Genomic DNA, 18,902 nt, shown 5'->3' with positions numbered 1-18,902 from the left:
CAATTCGCGATTCGTTCCGATAGGCTGTGCCGGTTTCGGTGGAGGGGCCAGCGGTTGGGCCAGTGGTGTGGGGGTGGTCGGGGTGACGCAGTTCCTGGTCAACGGGATGGTGATTGACGGCCTGTCGCTGGCGGTCGGGCTGGTGGCCGGCCTGCTGCTGGGCGCCGCCGTCACCTGGGCGGTGATGCGCGCCGCCGCCGGACGGGCGGAAGCCGCCGCCGCCCTGCATGCGGAGTTCGCCACCCGTCTCGACCTTGCCGAACGGACCGAGGACGATCTGCGCGAGGAGATCGAGGCGCGCGACCACCAGATCGCCCGCCTGCATGGCGAAGTCGCCGATGCCCGCGAACGCCATGCCCAGCTGTCCACCCGGCTGGAGGCGGAGCGCACCGCCGCGGCGGAGAAGATGGCGCTGCTGGAGCGCGCCCAGGCGGCGCTGGCCGACAGCTTCAAGGCCCTGTCGGCGGAAGCGCTGCACCAGAACAACCGCAGCTTCCTCGATCTGGCGCGGGAGACGCTGACCGGCTTCCAGGAGCAGGCAAAGGGCGACCTCGACAAGCGCCAGACCGCCATCGCCGCCATCGTCGACCCGGTGCGCCAGTCGCTGGAGGCGATGGACCGCCAGATCCGCGAATTGGAAAGCACGCGGGCCGGCGCCTATGAGGGGCTGAAGCAGCAGGTGCTGTCGCTGGTCGAAACCCAGACCCAGCTGCGGGCGGAGACCGGCAACCTCGTCCGGGCGCTGCGCACCCCGGCGGCACGCGGGCGCTGGGGCGAAATCCAGCTGCGCCGGGTCTGCGAGATGGCCGGCATGCTCGACCATTGCGACTTCGTCGAGCAGGTGTCGGTCGACAGCGGCAGGCTGCGGCCTGACCTGATCGTCACGCTGCCCGGCGGCAAGACCATCGTGGTCGATGCCAAGACGCCGCTGGAAGGCTATCTGGACGGCATCCAGGCGGTGGAGGAGGCGGCGCGGCGCGACGGTCTGGTCCGCCATGCCCGCCATGTGCGCGAGCATATGAAGCAACTCGGCACCAAGGGCTATTGGGACCAGTTCGACGACAGCCCGGAATTCGTCGTGCTGTTCCTGCCCGGCGAGAATTTCTTCTCCGCGGCGCTGGAGCAGGACCCGGCGCTGATCGAGGCCGGCATCGACCACCGCGTCATCCTGGCGACGCCGACCACCCTGATTGCGCTTCTGCGCGCCGTCGCCTATGGTTGGCGGCAGGAGCGGCTGGCCGACAATGCGCGGGAAATCAGCGCGCTGGGCGCCGAACTGTACAAGCGGCTGTCCGACCTGGGCGGCCATATGGAAAAGCTGGGCGGGCAGCTGGACAAGGCCGTCGGCTGCTACAACAGCGCGGTGGGGACGCTGGAGTCGCGGGTTCTGGTCAGCGCACGCCGCTTCCGCGACCTGCACGCCGCGCCGGAAGGGGCGGAGATGCCGCTGCTGGAACCGCTGGACCACAGCCCGCGCCGTTTGCAGGCGACCGAACTGCGCGCCGTGCCGCCGGTGGAGACCACCGCAGCCGATTGATGGGCGTCCGGCCGGTTGATGCGGCATTTCGCCCCACCGGCAACGGCGCCCGGCCGCCGCTCATCGACGCTGCGGTGCGGCGGCGGGCGTGCTATCCATGCGGCGTTACCGCCCTTTGACCCCATGGAACCCGCCGATGTCGGACCAGACCGCAACCGACCAGACCGTCCGCTGCGACCGTTGCGCCCACCGCTATCCCGCCGCCGAGGAGGGGTGCCCGCGCTGTCGGTCGATTCGGCGCACCAATGCCGTGATCGTGGCTCTGCTGGTGATGCTGGTGATTCTTGCCCTGGTCGGCTGGGTCGGCACCTTGGTCTTGACCTGAGATCACGTCCAGCTCTTTGGTCGCCCCTTGCGCAGACCCTGCACAATCCGTATGCAAAGCGCTTAACGAAACATCATTTCCAATAGGGCCGATAATCGAGCAAGTTTTTTGCTTGTCACATTAGACTTATTTTGAGAAGCAACCCTATGCCGTCGTCTTTGCGCAGGGGTTGCACCATGCTGAAAAACCTCCGGATTGCCGCACTTACCAATCTGTTCGGGGTGGCGGTCACGCTGGGTTTCCTGGCGGTGGTCGTCACCGGCGGACTGGCGATCCGCGAGCTGAAGGTGGGTGGGCCGATCTACCAGCGCATCGTCCTGGGCAAGGACCTGATCGCCGACATCCTGCCGCCGCCCGAATATGTGATCGAAGCCTATCTGGAGGCGACGCTGGCGATGAACGATCCCGCGTCGGTCGGACAGCGCCGCACGCGGCTGGCGCAGCTGCGCAAGGATTATGACGAGCGGCACGAGTATTGGTTGAAGGAGGGCTTCGAGCCGGCGCTGGTCGACCAGTTGACCCGGACCTCCCACGCGCCGGTGATGCGCTTCTGGAGCGAGATCGAGACGAGGTTCCTGCCGGCGCTGGCCCGCAAGGACGAGGCCGCGGCGCGCGCCTCCTACGCGGTCATCGCCGAGGCCTATGCCGCCCATCGCGCCGTCGTCGACCGGATCGTCGAGGACACCACCCGCTACAACAGCGAGACGGAGGTCTATGCCGCCGGCCGCGAGAACCTGTTCATGACCGCGGTGTGGGGCGTGTCGGCCTTGGTTCTGGCGGTCGTGGTGCTGGGCGTGCTGGGCATCCGGCGCCGGGTGGTGCGGCCGGTGGGCGAATTGACGGTGGCAATGCGGACCCTGGCCCAGGGCAACCTCGCCGTTGCCATTCCCGGCGCCGACCGTGGCGACGAGGTGGGGGCGATGGCGCAGGCGCTCAACGTCTTCAAGCAGAATGCCGAGGAGGCCGAGCGCCTGCGCCGTCTGCGCGACGAGGAGCGCGAGCGGTCGGAGCGCGAGAAGCAGGCGGCCCTGCTGCGCATGGCCGAAACGGTGGAGACCGAGGCGTCGAACGCCGTCGACGTGGTCGCCAGCCAGACCAGCCAGATGGCCGGCAATGCCACCCGCATGGCCGAATCGGCCCGTGCGGTCAGCGACAACAGTCAGAATGTCGCCGCCGCCGCGACTCAGGCGCTGTCGAATGCCCAGACCGTGGCCGCTGCGTCGGAGCAGCTCAGCGCCTCCATCCGCGAGATCGCGGCCCAGATCGGCACCGCGACCACGATGACCGGCGACGCCGTCGGCGCGTCGGTCCGGGCGGAGGAGACCATCCAGCGTCTGGCCGAAGCCGTGACCCGCATCGGCGAGGTGACCAACCTCATCAACGACGTCGCCGGCCAGACCAATTTGCTGGCGCTCAACGCCACCATCGAGGCGGCGCGGGCCGGCGAGGCGGGCAAGGGATTCGCCGTGGTGGCGAGCGAGGTGAAGCAGCTGGCCGGCCAGACCGCGCGGGCGACCGACGAGATCGAAAGCCAGATCGCCGCCATCCAGGCCACCACCGCGGAGGCGGTGAATGCCGTGCGCGCCATCGCCGAGCGTGTGCGCGGCGTCGAATCGGTGTCGGCCACCGTCGCCGCCGCCATCGAGGAGCAGGAGGCGGCGACCGGCGAGATCGCCCGCAACGTCGTCCAGACCTCCAACGCCGCGCAGGAGGTGGCGACCCGCATCGCCGCCGTGTCTGAGGAGGCCACGGCCACCGGCGAGCGCGCGAGCGAAGTCAATGCGCTCTCCACCCGCGTCGCCACCAGCATCGACCAGCTCCGCCGCGTCCTGATCGAGGCGATCCGCACGGCGACGCCGGAGGTGAACCGCCGCGCCGCTCCGCGCTACCCGCTGAACCGTCCGGGCCGGATCACGGTGGGCGGGCGCGACTTGCCGGTGACGGTCGACAACGCCTCGGAAGGCGGCGCCCAGCTGAGCGGTCTGCCGCAGGAGGCATGGGGCGGATTGGTGGGGAGCGGACTGGCCGAGGGAACCGCATTGCGCGTCGCCCTGCCGGGGCTGGAGCCGGTGCCTGCCGTCGTGCGCGCTCTGGAACGCGGTGCTGCCGGCCGTCTGCATGTCACCTTCACCCTGGCCGGGGCCGAGCGCGACCGGTTCGCGGCGCAGTTCGGCCGCAGCGTCGGCGGGCTGGTGCCGATGGATCGCGCGGCCTGAGCGGCTGGCCCGCCACAGGACGGGAAAAGCCTTAAGTATGACAGGGATTTCATGACGTCGGGCGGGGGCGCGGGTCCAGAATGGCCTTGGTTCCAGGGCCTCCCGCCCATGCTGAAAGCCCGTCTGCCATGGTCGATACCACAGCCTGTCCCTATTGCGGGTCCGATTACGGGCATGGTCCCGACGACTGCCCGCTGTGCCGCTCCGCCCGACGCAAGGACCTGATCGTCCGATGCGTCATCGGGCTGATGTTTCTGATCCCGATCCTGACGCTGTTCGCCACCATCCTGCTGGACAACGGCATGGGGAAGATGCTGTCGATGGATTGAAGGCGGGTGGGGGGATCGAGCGGAGAGCGGCCGGCGACTACAGGTGGCCGGTCCGCGCCGACTGTTCCAGCGCCTTGATGTGCGACAGGCCGGGCAGGATCTCCGACTTCACGAACTCCATGCGCCGGTTGGGGCCGCCGCCGCCGCGGGCGAAGCGGTGCTTCCACAGATTCATCTTCACCGCCAGACCGCACAGCACGCCGCCGATGGTGACGTGGTGGGACGAGATCAGTTCGCGGATCGACCGGAAGGTGTCGGCGTTGATGTCGCTCCAGAAGTCCTTCGATCGGTTGTCGAAGCTCTCGAATCGGCCGGTGATGGAGGTCGAAATGTCGGTCAGGTCGCGGGCGATGTCGTCGAGCATCCTGATCTGGCGCGGGTCGCGCTTGACCTCGGCGGAGCTGCGGATTTCGCCCATCCAGCCGACGAAGCGCTGCACCTCCGGCACGATCTCGTCCAGGCATTTGCGGAAATAGGCCAGCGACAGGAAGACATCGCCGTATTCCTCGAGAAATTGCGGGATCTCGCCCAGACCGATGTCCAGCCGGTCGGCCATCATGCGCAGGTTGCGCAGAGCCTCGTCCCGGTTGGGGTTGGCGAACAGTTGGATGATGTCGGTCACGTCGGAGACCTGCAGCTCCTCCGTGCCATAGACATATTCCATCAGCGGCCGGGTGAAGACCCGCATGTAGTTGGTCAGCTCGGCCTTCTTGCGGTCGGATAGGGTCAACGATTCGACGTTGTTGACGTCGATGTTCAGCCGGCGCAGCTCGATCCGCGAAGAATAGACGTCGAAGCTGGAGGCGGCGCCGATCTTCTCCAGCTTCACCAGATCGCGTTCGACCTCGTCCTTGTAGGACTCGAAATAAGCGGGGATGTGGCGGGGGGAGACTTGCCCGCTGCCGGTCTGGGCATCGCGGAACATCTCCACCACCGTCTGCAGCCGGACATTCTTGATCAGGCGCGCATGCTGCAGGCCGGGCGTTTCCAAGGGGATCGCCGACAAGGGCAGGATGTGAAGGGAATCGCGCGCCTCGTCATCCCAGGCCCTGCGCTTTTCCGTGTCGGGAGCGGACTTCGCATCCGCCGCCGTTTCGCTTGCCCCGCCGTCCAACCGACCGTCCCCCACTGCCTCTTCGCGTCTTGTCTCGGCGATTATCGCAGAGCGCACCTTACAGCAGGAGTCAGGGCTGACAAGGATCGAGATGTGGCGGATTGCAGCGCAACCGGCCGGGGGTGCCCGCCGATGACGGCGGCGCCCCGGCCGAACCGGTCAATGGACGCTGACCGGCTCCATGTCGTTCTGGATGATGGCGGCGAAGGCCAGTTCGCGGTCGGCCACCACGCTCAGCGGCGTGCCGTCGGCGGCGTGGATGGCGAAGGCGGCGGTTCCGTCCATCTCGACCGGGCGGACATAGGCCACGTCGCCCAGGCCGAAGCTGGCGAAATCCTGGGGCGACAGCTGGCGCAGCTGGGTGTGGGTATCGTTCATCATGATCGTGATCTCCCGGCGGCTCCCCGTCATGGGCGACCGCGCGTGCAGAGTGTCGGGGGTAGAGTGTCGGAGAACGGGGGTGAAGGCTGTGACCTGGATCAGACTTTCCGGCGATCGGGCTTTCCGGCGATCAGTCGTCCCGGCCATCGGCGGACACGTCGATGGTGCGGGGCATGGCGCCGCCGGCGGCCTTCTTCGGCTGCTCGATCTTGATGGTGCGGACCTTCGGTTCCGGCATCGGGCGGGTCAGGTCGATGTTGAGCAGCCCGTTGTCGAGCGAGCAGCCAACCACCTCGATCCCCTCGGCCAGGACGAAGCTGCGCTGGAACTGCCGCGCGGCGATGCCGCGGTGCAGGTAGACGCGCGACTTGTCGTCGGTCTGGCGGCCGCGGATGACCAGCTGGTTGTCCTCGATCTGGACCGACAGGTCATCGGAGGTGAAGCCGGCCACGGCAAGCGTGATGCGCAGGCCGTCGTCGCCGATCTGCTCGATGTTATAGGGGGGATAGCCTTCGGCCGAATTCTTGGCGATCCGGTCGAGCGTGCGCTCGAACTGGTCGAAGCCAAGCAGCAGCGGGCTGTTGAAGAGCGAAAGGCGAGTCGTCACGACGCATCCTCCTCACGACGGGAGCGAGTTGCGGAAGATGGGCCCGTTTCCGGCGCCCGGCGGGTCGGCGGCCCAGCATCGGCCGGCGCCGCCATGCCTATAGATTGGGAGAGCCGAGGTCGCGGTCAAGAACCCTGTGAGCCTCAGGAATGGTTAAGAATTTCAGGCGCCTCGCCGAGCGCCATCGCCACCGCGTCGGCGATGGCCAGACAGGAGGTCAGGCCCGGCGATTCGATGCCGAACAGGTTGACCAGACCGTCCACCTCGTGTGTGTCCGGACCCTGGATCAGGAAATCGGCCTGCGGTTGCCCCGGCCCGCTCAGCTTCGGCCGCACGCCGGAATAGGCCGGCACCAGCGCGCCGTCCGGCAGCCCCGGCCAATAGGCGCGCACCGCGCCATAGAAGGAGTCGGCGCGGGCGGGATCGACGGTGTAATCAACGCTGCCCTCCACATCGCCCAGCCATTCCACGTCGGGACCGAATCGGGCCTGTCCGGCGAGGTCCAGCGTCAGGTGGACGCCCAGCCCGCCCTCGACCGGCACCGGATAGACCAGCCGCGAGAAGGGGGAGCGGCCGGCGGCAAGCGCATAGTAATTGCCCTTCGCCAGCACGCGCGGCGGCACATGGGCGGCATCCAGCCCCTCCAGCCCGCGCGCCACACCCCAGGCGCCCAAGCCCCCGGCATTGACCAGGGTGGAGCAGGCGATGCGCATCGGCTCCGCCCCGCCGACCTCAAGTTCGAAGCCGGTGGCGGTTCGGTGCGAGCGCGTCAGTGGGCTCAGCAACGCCAGCATCGCCCCGGCCTCCTCCGCGTCGCCCAGCAGGGCCAGCATCAGCCCATGGCTGTCGATGATGCCGGTGGAGGGCGACAGCAGGGCGCCGACGGTGCGCAGGTTGGGCTCCCACGCCCGCGCGGTGGCGGCATCGATCTCGGTCAGGTCGGTGACGCCGTTCGCGGCGGCCTGGGCGCGGATCGCGGCCAGCCTGGGCAACTGGTTCTCCTCCGTCGCGACGATCAGCTTGCCGACACGGCGATGCTCGACGCCATGGGCGGCGCAATAGTCATAAAGCGCGTCGCGGCCGGGCACGCACAGCCGGGCGCGCAGGCTGCCGGTCGGATAATAGATGCCGGCATGGATGACCTCGGAGTTGCGCGAACTGGTGCCGGTGCCGATGGCCTCCGCCGCCTCCAGCACGATCACCTCGCGCCCGGCTTGTGCCAGCCGCCGCGCCACCGCCAGCCCGACCACGCCCGCCCCGACGACCACGCACTCCACCCGTTCCATCGCGTCATTCCTGCCTGCAGCTTGCGGTGCCGGGAAGGGGAGCGCAAAAGGGTGGGGGGACGCAAGAAGTTCCGGATATGCCGTCAGGCTTGACTCCGGCCCGCCAATGGGTATTGTGCGCGCCTTCACCTCCTGGGAAAGCGGGCGCGCGCAATCTTTGACGCCCCGTCCGCCGCCTGTAACAAGGCGGACGGAACTACCGGGACAACATCAACTCGTGTCCAACGAGGCCTGAGAGTTATGAGCAAGCGTCAAGAGTCCAAGTACAAGATCGACCGCCGCCTTGGCGTCAACCTGTGGGGCCGTGCCAAGAGCCCGCTGAACAAGCGCGAGTATGGCCCGGGCCAGCATGGCCAGCGCCGCAAGAAGCCGTCGGACTACGGTCTGCAGCTGATGGCCAAGCAGAAGCTGAAGGGCTACTACGGCAACATCGGCGAGAAGCAGTTCCGCCGCATCTATGCCGAGGCCGTCCGCCGCAAGGGCGACACCGGCGAGAACCTGGTCGGCCTGCTGGAGCGCCGTCTGGACGCGGTGGTCTACCGCATGAAGTTCGCGCCGACCCCGTTCGCCGCGCGCCAGCTGATCAACCACGGCCACATCCTGGTCAACGGCCGCCGCCTGAACATCGCGTCGGCCCGCATCAAGGACAACGACACCGTCGAGGTGCGCGCCAAGTCCAAGCAGATGGCGCTGATCCTGGAAGCCTCCGCTTCCGGCGAGCGTGACATCCCCGATTACCTGGAAGTCGACGGCAGCGCGCTGAAGGGCCGCTTCGTCCGCGCCCCGCTGCTGGCCGACGTTCCGTACCCGGTCCAGATGGAACCGAACCTGGTCATCGAGTTCTACTCGCGCTGATCGGTCGGCTCCCGCCGAACGCGAAAGGCCGCTCCCTCGGGAGCGGCCTTTTTGCTTTTCAGCCGGTAGCTCGCCAATGCGGTCCCTCCCGCACGCGGTGTTATTTCCGCCGCGTCAGCAGCAGCGCCGTCAGGTCGTCGTCGATGGGGCCGGTCGCTTTCAGGTCGCCGAGCAAGCCGGACAGCAGGGCGGCGTCGTCCGACTCCTGCAGACGGCGGGCGAACAGGGTGGCGAGACCGTATTCGTCCAGAACCTCGGGGCTGTCCTCGCCGCCGATCGGGATCTCGATGGCGGCGTCGGAGTAGAGGAACAGGCGGGCGCCGGGCGGCATCGGCAGCACGCGGCTGTCGTAGCTGGCCGACGCCAGCAGGCCGAGCGGCAGGCCGCTGCCGTCGCCCAGCCGCGGCGCCTCGTCGCCGGGATGCCACATCATCGGCGCCGTCGATCCGGCCGAGGCATAGTGGAACAGGCCGGCCGCCGGGTCGATCACGCCGGTCAGCATCGTCGCGAACTGGCCGCAGGGCAGCAGCCCGCACAGCCGGCGGTTCACGGCGGCCAGGAACTCCGCCGGGCTCAGCTCCGTGCTGCCGATCTGGCGACAGATGGCGTCCAGCCGGAAGGTGTTCAGCGCCGCGCCGACGCCATGGCCGGAGAAATCGACCAGATAGGTTGCGACCCGGCCATCCGGCAACCGTTCGATTCCCCAAAAATCGCCGCCCAGCTCGGACGAGGGGGCGAAATGGGTGTGGATGGCGATGCCGGTCGCCGCCTCCAGCTCCGCCAGCCGGTCGGGGCCGGGCAGCATTCGGGCCTGCATGGCGCGGGCCAGCTCCAGCTCGGCTTCCGTGCGGCTGTGATATTGCTGCAGGTCGCGCAGCATGGTGCGCTTGCGCAGATGGATGCGGACGCGGGCCAGCAGTTCCACCGCGTTGATCGGCTTGGTGACATAATCGGTCGCCCCGGCGGCGAAGGCGCGGGCGCGATCCTCCGCCCGGTTCAGGCTGGACTGCACCAGGACCGGCAGCGATTTCCAGCGAGGATCGGTGCGCAGGCGCCGGCACATCTCGAACCCGTCCATCTGCGGCATCATCAGGTCGAGCAGCACGAGGTCGGGCTTGAACCGCTCGATCCGGACAAGGGCGTCATGCCCATCCTCCGCCTGCTCGATCAGGGTGATGCCGCCGCGCTCCAGCAATGCCAGCAGCAGATGGCGGTTGATCCGGTTGTCGTCGACGACCAGCACGCGGGCGCCGGCCAGCCCGTCGAAGGCATCGCGCGTCTCGACCGGCAGCAGACCGGGCGGCGGGGAACCGGTCATGGCGCCGTCTCCCGCTCGATCCACAGCAAGGTGTGGTCGTCGCCGCTGGCCTGGCCCAGCGCGAAAGCCAGCGAGCGGACCACCGCGTCGAAACCCTCGCCTTCCGCCACCGCGCGGGCGATCATCCAGCCGAGCCCAATCCCGGTCCCGCCTGCGTCCAGCAACTCCAGCACCGCGACGGAGTAGAGCGCCAGCACGCCGCCGCGCGGCAGTTCCATCATTTCGCTGCGATAGCGGGTGCCGGGGGCAATGCCGATCGGCAGGCCGGTGGCCAGGCCGAAATGCGGCCCGCCGTCACCATCCAGGATCATCGGCGGCGCACCGTCGGCCGATGCGTGGATGAAGCGACCGGCCTCGCCGTCCACCACCCCATAGGTCATGGTCGCCTTTTCCCCCGCGGCCAGAAGCCCGGCGGCGCGGTCGTTCAGCGCGGTCAGCAGGCCGGCGGCATCCTGGCCGTGAACGGGTCCAAGCTCCTGCAGAAGGGCATGCAGGCGGAAGGCATTCAGCGCCGCCGAAACCCCGCGGCCGGCGACATTCAGCAAATAGACGCCGAAGCGCCCTCCGCCGAGCGGCAGAAGCCCCCACAAATCGCCGCCGAGATGGGGGGAGATCGCGCTGTGGGCCTGCAGGCGACAGCCGGCGGCGGCGGCCACCGCGTCGCATTGCGCCGGGGTCGGCAGCAGGTGCTCATGCATCGACCGGGCGATGGCCAGTTCCGCCTCCACCCGCGCCCGATAGGCCTGCAGACGGCGGATCAGCACCCGGTCTTCCAGATGGATGCGCACGCGGGCCAGCAACTCGGTACGCTCCAGCGGCTTCGACACCAGATCGGTGGTGCCGGCAGCGAAGGCGCGGTTGCGGTCCTCGCCGGACGACAGCGCGGTCTGCACCAGGATCGGCAGGTCGGCGGTCTCCGGCATGGTGCGCAGGCGGCGGCAGACCTCGAACCCGTCCATTCCCGGCATCATGATGTCGAGGATCAACAGGTCGGGGAGGGCGGCCTCGATCATCGCCAAGGCCTCCATCCCGTTTGCGGCGAAGGAGACCCTGCGGAAGCCGGCCTCGGCGAGGAAGGCGCCGATCAGGGTGCGGTTGAAGGCGGTGTCGTCCACCACCAGGATCGGGCAATCGAGGATGGTGCAGTCGGGGTCCTGGTATTCGCAGGCGCGGCCGTCCGATCGCTGCGGATCGGCAAGTCCGTCCGGCGGCGCCGACACGGCCTCACGGCCGGGGCCATGCCATCCTGCCGCGGTCACAGCCGGAACCTCAGGCGGATGCTGCGGCCGCCATTTGCGATCTCCAGCTCTTCGGCGATGTTGCCGATCAGATCGAGGCCGCGGCCGGAGGCGCCGGAACTGGTGCGCGGGCCGGGGGTGAAGCCTTCGCCTTCGTCGGTGACCTCCACCGTCGCCAACGCCCGGCCATCCTGCGCCGGGCCATCCTCCGCCGGGCCATCCTCCGCAGGATCGATCCGCAACGCGATGACGATGCGGCGGGCGGCCAGGGTCGGGTCGGCCAGACGATCGCCCAGGTCGCGGGAAAAGCGTTCCAGTTCCTGCGCGCTCAGCTCCTTCATGCCGGCGACGCCCAGGTTGCCATGGACCAGCGCGTTGCTGACCGCCTCGTGCAGGGCCAGCTCCAGATCGTCGCGGCGGTCCCCGTCCAGCCGATGGCGCGCGTTCAGCGCGGCCAGCAGCCGCCCGCCGAGTTGGAGATCATGGGCGGTCGCGGTGGTCAGGTTGAGGTAGAGGTCGTTGCCCGCCGCTTCGGCGAGCAGCGGGACCAGCCCGGCGGCATCGCTGCCGTCCGGCGGCTCGATCCAGGCGGCGACCGGGGGAAGCCACAGCTCGTCGGCATTTCTGCCGGGGTCCGCTCCGGTCAGCAGGACGGCCAGCGCCGCCGGCCCGGCGGGCTCCGCAACCGGCGCCAGACCCAGAGCCTGAGCCAGCCGGGCAAGCCGTTCGGCCGGCATCCCCGGAGCCGCGAGGCCGGCGAAGCGGGTGCGGCATCCGACCGTCCCGGTCGTGCATTGGGCAGTGCTCTGGGCCAGGCTCTGGGTCGTCCCGTCGTTCACCGGGATCAGTCCTCCATCGCAACGATCTTGGCGATCTGCGCCACGGTCAGCACCCGCTTCACCTGGCCGGCGGCGCCCCGCAGGACGAATTGCTTGGCGGCGCGGTCCATCTCCTCCCGCGCGATCAGCAGCATGCCGATGCCGGCGGAATCGACGAACTCCAGCGACGACAGGTCGAGCACTTGGCGCTTGAGCTTGTTCTGCCCCATCTCGCCGATCAGGGTTCGCAACTTTGCATGGTCGTTGAAGGTCAGGCGGCCGCGCAGGCGGACGACCGCCTCCTGATCGCGCACTTCTATGCCGTAATCCATAGGCCCGTCTTTCCGGAAAAGTGGTTCACTGTACAGGCGGCCGGCGCACCGCGCTAGAAGAGTTCAATATCACCGCCCGAGCCGCTTCCCCCTGCGGCATTGAGGTCGAGCACGCCGTTTTCATCCAGCGCGGTGCCTTCCAGTAGCAGCTTGCGGACGAAGCGCTCGCGCATCTCGCTCAGCGTGAATCGACCCATCAGCTGGTTCAGCCATTCCTCCGGTTCCCGCGCGCCGATGCCGGCGGGAACCTGGGCGCGGATTTGGGTTTCCAGTTCTCCCAGCCCGGCGCCCATGATGGCGAGGCTGTCGTTGATCGCCTCGATCCGCTGCTTGGTCAGGTCCTGGAACTGCATGCCGGTGATGACATGGGCGATGGTGGCGGACATGTCGGACGACACCGAGGCGGCGGTTTCCAGCACCGACTGGAAATGGTTGGTCTGCGCCACCAGGCTGTCCATCGTCTTGTCGACGCGCTCCTTGGCCAGCATCTGCGGCGACATGTCGGTGTTGGCGATCTGGCGCAGGATGTCGTGGCCGTTGCGGACGCCCTTCACCACGGCGGTGACCTTGCTGCGCATGCGCTCGGCCAGCTCGCCGGTGGAGCGGGAGAGGTGGCGCACCTCCTGCGCCACCACGGCGAAGGTGCGCCCGGCCTCGCCGGCGCGGCTGGCCTCGATGGTGGCGTTCAGCGCCAGGAAGTTGGTCTGGCGGTTGATGCCGTCGATGTCGCCGATCGACTTCTCCAGCTCGGCCACGTCCTTCTGCACGTCGTCCAGCAGATAGACCATGCTCATGGCGTGACGCGACAGGGTGACGATGTTGGTCACCATGTCGGTGATGACGTCCTGCATGCCGACGACCAGCGTGTCGAGCGGCACCCGTTCGCCGTCGATGTCGACCGACCCGGCCATGGCGACGATCTGTGCCACCCGTTCCGACTGGTCCAGCGCCTTCTGGGCCAGCTCGCGGAAGCGGTCCGACAGGTCGAGGGTGGAGGTCTCCACATGGTTCGAGGTCCGCGTCAGCTCGCCCTGCACGACGTCCAGCGTGCGGCGCTGCACATCGGCGAAGCCGAGCCATGTCGACAGCAGCTCCGCAGTGACCGCGACCTTGGCGTTTCCGCCTTGGGCTCCGTCCTGGAAACTGTCCGGCGTCGCGGGCACGGCATCGGGGGAAGCGGGGGTAAACATACTGGTGCTCCTTAGAAACTCTGCCCGGGGAAACTCTGCCCGGGGAAAACTTGCCCGGATGCCCGGTCGGATCAGGCGGTGCGGGGGCGCTCGCCGACGGCGTCGAAGGCGCGCAGCATTTCGGCGGGGATTTGGGTAAGCGGCAGTTCGACCGCGACCGCGCCGGCCTCCTTGGCGGCCCGCGGCATGCCATAGACGACGCAGCTCGATTCCTGCTCGCCGATGGTGAAGGCGCCGGCCTCATGCATCGCCTTCATGCCGATGGCGCCGTCGCGGCCCATACCGGACAGGATGACGCCGACCGCATTGCCGCCGGCCGCCTTGGCGACGGAGGCGAACAGCACGTCGACCGACGGGCGGTGACCGCTGACCGCAGGCGTGTCCTGGATGTGGCAGACGAAGCCGGTGGCGTCGCGGACGATGGCGAGATGGCGGTCGCCGGGGGCGATCAGCACCAGCCCCTGGGTCGGCCGGTCGCCATGGACGGCCACCCGGACGCTGGGCGCCGACAGCCGGTCGAGCCGGGCCGCGAAGCTGGGCACGTAGCTCGGCCCCATATGCTGGGTGATGACGATGGGCGGGCAATCGGCCGGCATGGCGGCCAGCACGTCGCGGATGCGCTCCACCCCGCCGGTCGAGGCGCCGATGGCGATCAGCCGTTTCCCCGACCCGGCGCGGCGCGGCGTCGGCAGCACGCCATGCACGGCGGCCGGGCGGCGCATGGTCAGGCGCGCGGTGGCGGCGACGCGGATCTTGGAGACCAGTTCCATCGCCGTCGCCTCGAACCCGTGCCCGTCGGAGCCGCCGGGCTTGGCGACGCAGTCCACCGCCCCCAGCTCCAGCGCGCGGATGGCGGCGTCGGAGCCCTCGCGGGTCAGGGAGGAGACCATGATGACCGGCGTCGGCCGCAGGGTCATGATCTTTTCCAGGAAGGACAGGCCGTCCATCTTCGGCATCTCGACGTCCAGGGTGATGACGTCGGGGTTGGTGGCCTTGATGACCTCGCGCGCCTCGAAGGGGTCGCGGGCGACGCCGGCGACCTCCATCCCCGCCTCCCGGCTCAGGATGTCCTTCAGCATTTCGCGCATCAGGGCGCTGTCGTCGACGATGACGACGCGGATCGGTCTGGGCATCGGTCAGCTCCCTCCCGGATCGGCGGGCGTGAACAGTTCGACCTCGCCTTCCTCGGGGCTCTGGCTCAGGTGGGTGATGAAGCACCGTTCGCGGGTGACGGTGTCGGCCGCCGCCTCCGGCCGCAGCAGGCGGCGCAGCGCACGCCCGCTGTGCGGGAAGTAATGCAGCCGCCGGGCGGAGTCGCCGCCCAGATCCTGGCCTGCCAGCGTCAGCCCCTCCGCCCGCACGTAATCCAGCGCGAAACGGCTGTTCAGCCCGCCGATGTCGTAGCTCGACTCGATGACCCGGCCACCGCCGAACAGCTTGACCTGCAGGCGCCGGCGTTCGGCGCCCGCGGCCAGCAGCGCGTTGATCAGCCGCTCCATCGCGACGGAGCCATAGCGCGCGGCGACGCCGGCCCCCTCCAGTTCGATCGCCGGCAGGTCGGGCAGCATGAAATGGTTCATGCCGCCGATGCGGCGCACCGGGTCGTGAATGCAGGCCGCCACGCAGGACCCCAGCGTCGTCGCGATCATCAGGTCGGGCCGGTCGCTGACCGCCTGCTGCCCCAGAGCGATCTTGACGGTGTCGACCTTGAATTCCTGGTTGAAGTAACGCCCGCTGCCGAGGCGCCGGTGGGTCGCGGACCGGGTGGATCCGGATCGGGGAAGGGGGACGGCGTTCATCGCTCAGTCCCTCCGGTAGATCGTCGGACCGGCCTGGCGGAACAGGTTCGACACGCCATACAGACTCTCCGAATGGCCGAGGAACAGATACCCGCCGGGGCGGAGCATCCGGGCGAAGTTTTCTATCACCTGCATCCGGCCGCGGCGGTCGAAATAGATCAGCACATTGCGGCAAAAGATCGCGTCGAACGGGCCGGACATCGGCCAATGTTCCAGCAGGTTCAGCGGCTTGACGGTAACGAGGCGTTTCAGCTCATCGCCCATCGCCACGGCCGGCTCGCCGTCCAGCCTCACGTCCTGGGTGAAGCGCTGGCGGACCTGTGGCGGGATGCCGGTGGCGCCCGACAGCGGATAGATGCCGCGCCGGGCGGTGTCCACCATGTGGGTGTCGATGTCGGTGGCGAGGATGCGGGCGTCCCAGCGGCGCAGATCGGCGCCCATGGCCGAGACCAGAACCATCGCCATGGTGTAGGGCTCCGGCCCCGACGAACAGCCGGCCGACCACAGCCGCAGGCGCGGTTTCGACAGGTGGGCGTTCAGCTCCCGCACCTCCGGCAGGACGGTGGAGGCGAGGAAGTCGAAATGGTGCGATTCGCGGTAGAAGCTGGTCAGGTTGGTGGTCAGCGCATTGACCAGGAAGCCGATCTCGTCCGCCACGTCCTCGCTCTGCAGCAGGGCGCAATAGGCGTCGAAATCGGGCAGGCGCAACTCGCGCAGGCGCCGCGCCAGCCGGGCATAGACCATCTCGGCCTTGTGCGGGGCCAGCGCGATGCCGGCCAGCTGATAGAGCAGCCCGGCGATCAGGTCGAAATGGTGCCGCTCGAACCGGAACTCGCGCGCACCGCCGAACACCGCGGCCGGCGAGGCGGCGAGGGAGCGCCGCGGCGTCGCGGGTTCGGTCGATAAGGCGGGCGAGCGGTCGGTCATCGCGGCACCGGTGGCGTCCTCAGGCGGACTGGCGGGAGGCGGACTGGCGGTCCAGGGTGAAGAAGGTCATCTGGTGGCGCAACTGGTCGGCCTGCTCCTCCAGCGAGCGGGCGGCGGCGGTGCTTTCCTCCACCAGGGCGGCGTTCTTCTGGGTCATCTCGTCCATCTGGGCGATGGCGATGTTGACCTCGTCCAGGCCGGACGCCTGCTCGGCGGTCGCCCGCGCGATCTCCGACACCAGATCGGCGACCCGGCCGATGCCCGACACGATCTCGGTCAGGGAGCTGCCGGCCGAGCGCACGAGATCGACGCCGTCGCGCACCTGCCCGCCGCTGTCCATGATCAGCGCCTTGATCTCCTTCGACGCCTGGGCGGAGCGCTGGGCGAGCTGCCGCACCTCCTGCGCCACCACGGCGAAGCCGCGCCCGGCGTCGCCGGCCCGCGCCGCCTCCACCGCGGCGTTCAAGGCCAGCAGGTTGGTCTGGAAGGCGATCTCGTCGATCACCCCGATGATGTCGGAGATCTTCTGCGACGACTGCTCGATACGGCGCATCGCCTCCACCGCGCTGGTCGCCACCTCGCCACCGCGCGAGGCCGCGCCGCGCGCCTCGGTGGCGTAGCCGTTGACCTGCTGGGCGTTGTCGGCGTTGGAGCGCACGGTGGCGGCGAGCTGTTCCATGCTGGCCGCGGTCTCCTCCAGCGAGGAGGCCTGCTGCTCGGTCCGTTCCGACAGGTCCAGGCTGCCTTCCGCCACCTCGCGGCTGGCGACGGCGATGGAGCCGGCGGCCTGATCGATGCGCTGAACGATCTCCGACAGACGGGCGACCGTGCCGTTGAAATCGTCCTTCAGCCGCTGGAACACGCCTTCATACTGCTTGTCGATGCGGCGGGTCAGGTCGCCCTGCGACAGCGCCTCCAGCACCGAGGCGAGTTCCTCGGTGACGCCGGCGATGTTCTCCGACAGCCGGTTGATGCCCTCGCTCACCAGCCGGAAGAATCCGGTCTTGCCGTCAAGCTCGATGCGGTGGGTGAAGTCGCCGCGCACGGCATTCTCCACCATCGCGCCGATCTCCGCCTCGATCGCCAGCTCCTCGGTCAGGTCGCGCCATTCGATGACGGTGCCGAGCCGTTCGCCCTGGCGGCTGACCACCGGGTTGGCGATGACCTGGAAGCTGCGGCCGCCGGTCTTGGCCCAGCCGCGGTGGGTCTGGGTCAGGTCGGCCAGCAGGCGGCGCTGGTGGCCGGGGTCGCGGTGGAAGACGTCGAAGTTGCGGCCGACCAGCGTGTTGGCGTCGAAGCCGGGCAGGGACATGCGCAGGTCCGCCTCGGCATGGCGGAACATGGCCATGATCGAATCGTTGGCATAGAGGATGCGGCCGTCGACGTCCGCCATCATGATGTTGGCCGACACCCGTTCCAGCGCGATGCGGGAGCGCAGGGCCTCCACCGCCTCGTCCTTGAAGGCGGCGACGGCGCGGGCCATGTCGCCCAGCTCGTCCTGCTGGCCGGTGTGGGGGACGCTGACCGACAGCTTGCCTTCCGTCAGGTCGGCCATCACCCGGCGGATCCCGGTGACCGGCCCGATGATCGAGGCGGCGATGCGGTTGGCGGCGACGATGCCGATCACCAGCGACAGCAGCCCAAGACCCAGTGTCAGGCGGATGGTGAAGGTGGCCTCGGTCCCGGCCTCTTCCTCGGTCACCTTGGCGCTGGCGGCGATGGAGGCGACGATGCCGTCGATGGCGCGGTTGATCGCGGTGGCGGCGGCGGCGAGGTCGTCGGTCAGCCGCTTCGCCTCGTCGTTGGCGGCCATCGCGTCGCGGAAGGCGGCACGGTAATCGGCGGCGCGGGTGTCGATCTCGCGCAGGGCCGCCAGCAGGTCGCCATTGCTGCGGACCACCGACGACAGCCAGGCGATGCTTTCGCTCATCGCCTTGCCCACCGCCTCGACCTGCGCCGCGGCCTCGGCGTCACGCAGGCCGATGGCGCGATTGGCCTGGAAGCGGGTCATCAGCCAGCGGTTCTCCACCTCCTGCGCGCCGAAGGCGAAGTCCTTGTCGCCCGACGTCTCGGAGGCGGACACCATGTCCTCCAGCCGCTTGGTTACCTGGGCGCCCAGCGGGTCCATGCGCTCGTGCAGCAGGCGGTCGGCCCGTTCGCGCACGGCGCGCACGGCCTCGAATCGCTGATGGTAGACGGTGTGCAGGCTGCTCAGTTCGGCGAAGGCGGCGGCCTGGGGCGAGGCCTTCAACTTGGCCTGCCGCGCCGCCATCGCCTGGTCGAACTCGCCGCGCAGGACGCGCAGCCGGTCCAGCGCCTCGGTCGAGCCGATGTTGATGTACTCGCGGGTCTGCAGCCGTTCGGCGGCCAGACGGCTTTCCAGATCCTTGGCGAAGACGGCGAGGTCGCCCGACGCGATGACGCCGTCGACGCGGCGGTTCAGCCCATCCAGCCCGTAGATGCCGGTGCCGGACTGGGCGGCGATCAGCACCAGCAGCAGGCCGAAGGCCAGCCACAGCCGCTTGGCGATGCGCATGTTGCTGAGGAAGGTGCCGGCTTTGGCGATCGTACCGTCGGTGGCCATCGGTGACGTTCCCTCTTTTTATTGCTTTTCGTTGCGGCTTGCCTGC

17 protein-coding genes and 1 pseudogene are annotated in these 18,902 nt (G+C 68.8%); 5 read left to right on the top strand and 13 right to left on the bottom strand.

What is annotated here, in order from left to right:
* Positions 1-82 precede the first annotated feature (82 nt).
* From M5E06_RS09690 to M5E06_RS09675, 4 genes are all read left to right on the top strand, one after another.
* Positions 83-1,537, top strand: a complete 1,455-nt coding sequence (locus tag M5E06_RS09690; protein ID WP_252137989.1) for a DNA recombination protein RmuC — start codon at positions 83-85, stop codon at positions 1,535-1,537.
* Positions 1,538-1,673: 136 nt separating this feature from the next.
* A complete protein-coding gene (locus M5E06_RS09685) occupies positions 1,674-1,862 on the top strand; it encodes a hypothetical protein (protein WP_109153504.1) in 189 nt (62 codons plus the stop codon).
* Between the two features lie 176 nt (positions 1,863-2,038).
* Complete coding sequence (locus M5E06_RS09680; protein WP_252137988.1) at positions 2,039-4,078, top strand: methyl-accepting chemotaxis protein; 2,040 nt, start codon at positions 2,039-2,041, stop codon at positions 4,076-4,078.
* Positions 4,079-4,206: 128 nt separating this feature from the next.
* On the top strand, positions 4,207-4,407 hold the full coding sequence (locus M5E06_RS09675; protein ID WP_244560865.1) for a hypothetical protein: 201 nt from the start codon (positions 4,207-4,209) through the stop codon (positions 4,405-4,407).
* 37 nt (positions 4,408-4,444) lie between these two features.
* Here the strand turns inward: M5E06_RS09675 and M5E06_RS09670 are convergent, their stop codons facing one another.
* The 4 genes from M5E06_RS09670 to M5E06_RS09655 all read right to left on the bottom strand — a co-directional run bounded on the left by M5E06_RS09670 (position 4,445) and on the right by M5E06_RS09655 (position 7,795).
* The gene (locus tag M5E06_RS09670) at positions 4,445-5,521 is read right to left on the bottom strand and encodes a hypothetical protein (protein ID WP_109157035.1); all 1,077 of its coding nucleotides are present in this window, start codon (positions 5,519-5,521) and stop codon (positions 4,445-4,447) included.
* Positions 5,522-5,680: 159 nt separating this feature from the next.
* Positions 5,681-5,902 carry a DUF1150 family protein gene (locus tag M5E06_RS09665; RefSeq protein WP_109153517.1) on the bottom strand — a complete coding sequence of 74 codons (222 nt, stop codon included), beginning with the start codon at positions 5,900-5,902 and terminating at the stop codon, positions 5,681-5,683.
* Positions 5,903-6,032: 130 nt separating this feature from the next.
* Entirely contained in the window at positions 6,033-6,509 is a 477-nt protein-coding gene (locus M5E06_RS09660) for an Hsp20 family protein (RefSeq protein WP_042689584.1), read from the bottom strand.
* Between the two features lie 143 nt (positions 6,510-6,652).
* Positions 6,653-7,795: an NAD(P)/FAD-dependent oxidoreductase gene (locus tag M5E06_RS09655; RefSeq protein ID WP_252137987.1), complete on the bottom strand. Its 1,143-nt coding sequence runs from the start codon at positions 7,793-7,795 to the stop codon at positions 6,653-6,655.
* 240 nt (positions 7,796-8,035) lie between these two features.
* Here M5E06_RS09655 and rpsD point away from each other — a divergent pair, with 240 nt between their 5' ends.
* Positions 8,036-8,650 (top strand): 30S ribosomal protein S4, encoded by a 615-nt coding sequence (rpsD, locus tag M5E06_RS09650; RefSeq protein ID WP_109153494.1) that lies wholly within the window; start codon positions 8,036-8,038, stop codon positions 8,648-8,650.
* 100 nt (positions 8,651-8,750) lie between these two features.
* Here rpsD and M5E06_RS09645 read toward each other — a convergent pair whose 3' ends face one another.
* The 9 genes and pseudogenes from M5E06_RS09645 to M5E06_RS09600 form a co-directional block, all read right to left on the bottom strand.
* A complete protein-coding gene (locus M5E06_RS09645) occupies positions 8,751-9,968 on the bottom strand; it encodes a PP2C family protein-serine/threonine phosphatase (RefSeq protein WP_252137986.1) in 1,218 nt (405 codons plus the stop codon).
* Entirely contained in the window at positions 9,965-11,227 is a 1,263-nt protein-coding gene (locus M5E06_RS35515) for a response regulator (protein ID WP_353654317.1), read from the bottom strand. Before M5E06_RS35515 ends, M5E06_RS09645 begins: the two co-directional genes overlap by 4 nt.
* The gene (locus tag M5E06_RS09630) at positions 11,224-12,045 is read right to left on the bottom strand and encodes an ATP-binding protein (RefSeq protein ID WP_252137985.1); all 822 of its coding nucleotides are present in this window, start codon (positions 12,043-12,045) and stop codon (positions 11,224-11,226) included. The genes M5E06_RS35515 and M5E06_RS09630 overlap by 4 nt, the downstream gene beginning before the upstream one ends.
* A gap of 5 nt (positions 12,046-12,050) precedes the next feature.
* Entirely contained in the window at positions 12,051-12,356 is a 306-nt protein-coding gene (locus M5E06_RS09625) for an STAS domain-containing protein (RefSeq protein WP_109153489.1), read from the bottom strand.
* A 53-nt stretch (positions 12,357-12,409) separates the two neighbouring features.
* Positions 12,410-13,090, bottom strand: a pseudogene (locus M5E06_RS36040) (methyl-accepting chemotaxis protein); the annotation flags it as partial.
* Positions 13,091-13,617: 527 nt separating this feature from the next.
* Positions 13,618-14,679, bottom strand: a complete 1,062-nt coding sequence (locus M5E06_RS09615; RefSeq protein WP_252137984.1) for a protein-glutamate methylesterase/protein-glutamine glutaminase — start codon at positions 14,677-14,679, stop codon at positions 13,618-13,620.
* Between the two features lie 3 nt (positions 14,680-14,682).
* A complete protein-coding gene (locus M5E06_RS09610) occupies positions 14,683-15,345 on the bottom strand; it encodes a chemotaxis protein (protein WP_252137983.1) in 663 nt (220 codons plus the stop codon).
* Positions 15,346-15,348: 3 nt separating this feature from the next.
* Positions 15,349-16,272 carry a CheR family methyltransferase gene (locus M5E06_RS09605; protein ID WP_252137982.1) on the bottom strand — a complete coding sequence of 308 codons (924 nt, stop codon included), beginning with the start codon at positions 16,270-16,272 and terminating at the stop codon, positions 15,349-15,351.
* A gap of 19 nt (positions 16,273-16,291) precedes the next feature.
* The gene (locus tag M5E06_RS09600; RefSeq protein WP_252137981.1) at positions 16,292-18,856 is read right to left on the bottom strand and encodes a methyl-accepting chemotaxis protein; all 2,565 of its coding nucleotides are present in this window, start codon (positions 18,854-18,856) and stop codon (positions 16,292-16,294) included.
* Positions 18,857-18,902 lie beyond the last annotated feature (46 nt).

The sequence above is a fragment of the Azospirillum sp. A1-3 genome (assembly GCF_023806445.1).
GTDB lineage: Bacteria > Pseudomonadota > Alphaproteobacteria > Azospirillales > Azospirillaceae > Azospirillum.
The sequence above is the reverse complement of the archived record's forward strand: the minus strand, read 5'-3'. Positions and strand labels throughout refer to the sequence as shown.

Excerpts from the sequence above, each read along its gene's own strand:
- M5E06_RS09685 (WP_109153504.1), top strand. The coding sequence starts at position 1,674 with ATGTCGGACCAGACCGCAACCGACCAGACCGTCCGCTGCGACCGTTGC.
- M5E06_RS09680 (WP_252137988.1), top strand. The coding sequence starts at position 2,039 with ATGCTGAAAAACCTCCGGATTGCCGCACTTACCAATCTGTTCGGGGTG.
- M5E06_RS09675 (WP_244560865.1), top strand. The coding sequence starts at position 4,207 with ATGGTCGATACCACAGCCTGTCCCTATTGCGGGTCCGATTACGGGCAT.
- M5E06_RS09665 (WP_109153517.1), bottom strand. The coding sequence starts at position 5,902 with ATGATGAACGATACCCACACCCAGCTGCGCCAGCTGTCGCCCCAGGAT.
- M5E06_RS09655 (WP_252137987.1), bottom strand. The coding sequence starts at position 7,795 with ATGGAACGGGTGGAGTGCGTGGTCGTCGGGGCGGGCGTGGTCGGGCTG.
- rpsD (WP_109153494.1), top strand. The coding sequence starts at position 8,036 with ATGAGCAAGCGTCAAGAGTCCAAGTACAAGATCGACCGCCGCCTTGGC.
- M5E06_RS09645 (WP_252137986.1), bottom strand. The coding sequence starts at position 9,968 with ATGACCGGTTCCCCGCCGCCCGGTCTGCTGCCGGTCGAGACGCGCGAT.
- M5E06_RS09625 (WP_109153489.1), bottom strand. The coding sequence starts at position 12,356 with ATGGATTACGGCATAGAAGTGCGCGATCAGGAGGCGGTCGTCCGCCTG.
- M5E06_RS09615 (WP_252137984.1), bottom strand. The coding sequence starts at position 14,679 with ATGCCCAGACCGATCCGCGTCGTCATCGTCGACGACAGCGCCCTGATG.
- M5E06_RS09610 (WP_252137983.1), bottom strand. The coding sequence starts at position 15,345 with ATGAACGCCGTCCCCCTTCCCCGATCCGGATCCACCCGGTCCGCGACC.
- M5E06_RS09605 (WP_252137982.1), bottom strand. The coding sequence starts at position 16,272 with ATGACCGACCGCTCGCCCGCCTTATCGACCGAACCCGCGACGCCGCGG.
- M5E06_RS09600 (WP_252137981.1), bottom strand. The coding sequence starts at position 18,856 with ATGGCCACCGACGGTACGATCGCCAAAGCCGGCACCTTCCTCAGCAAC.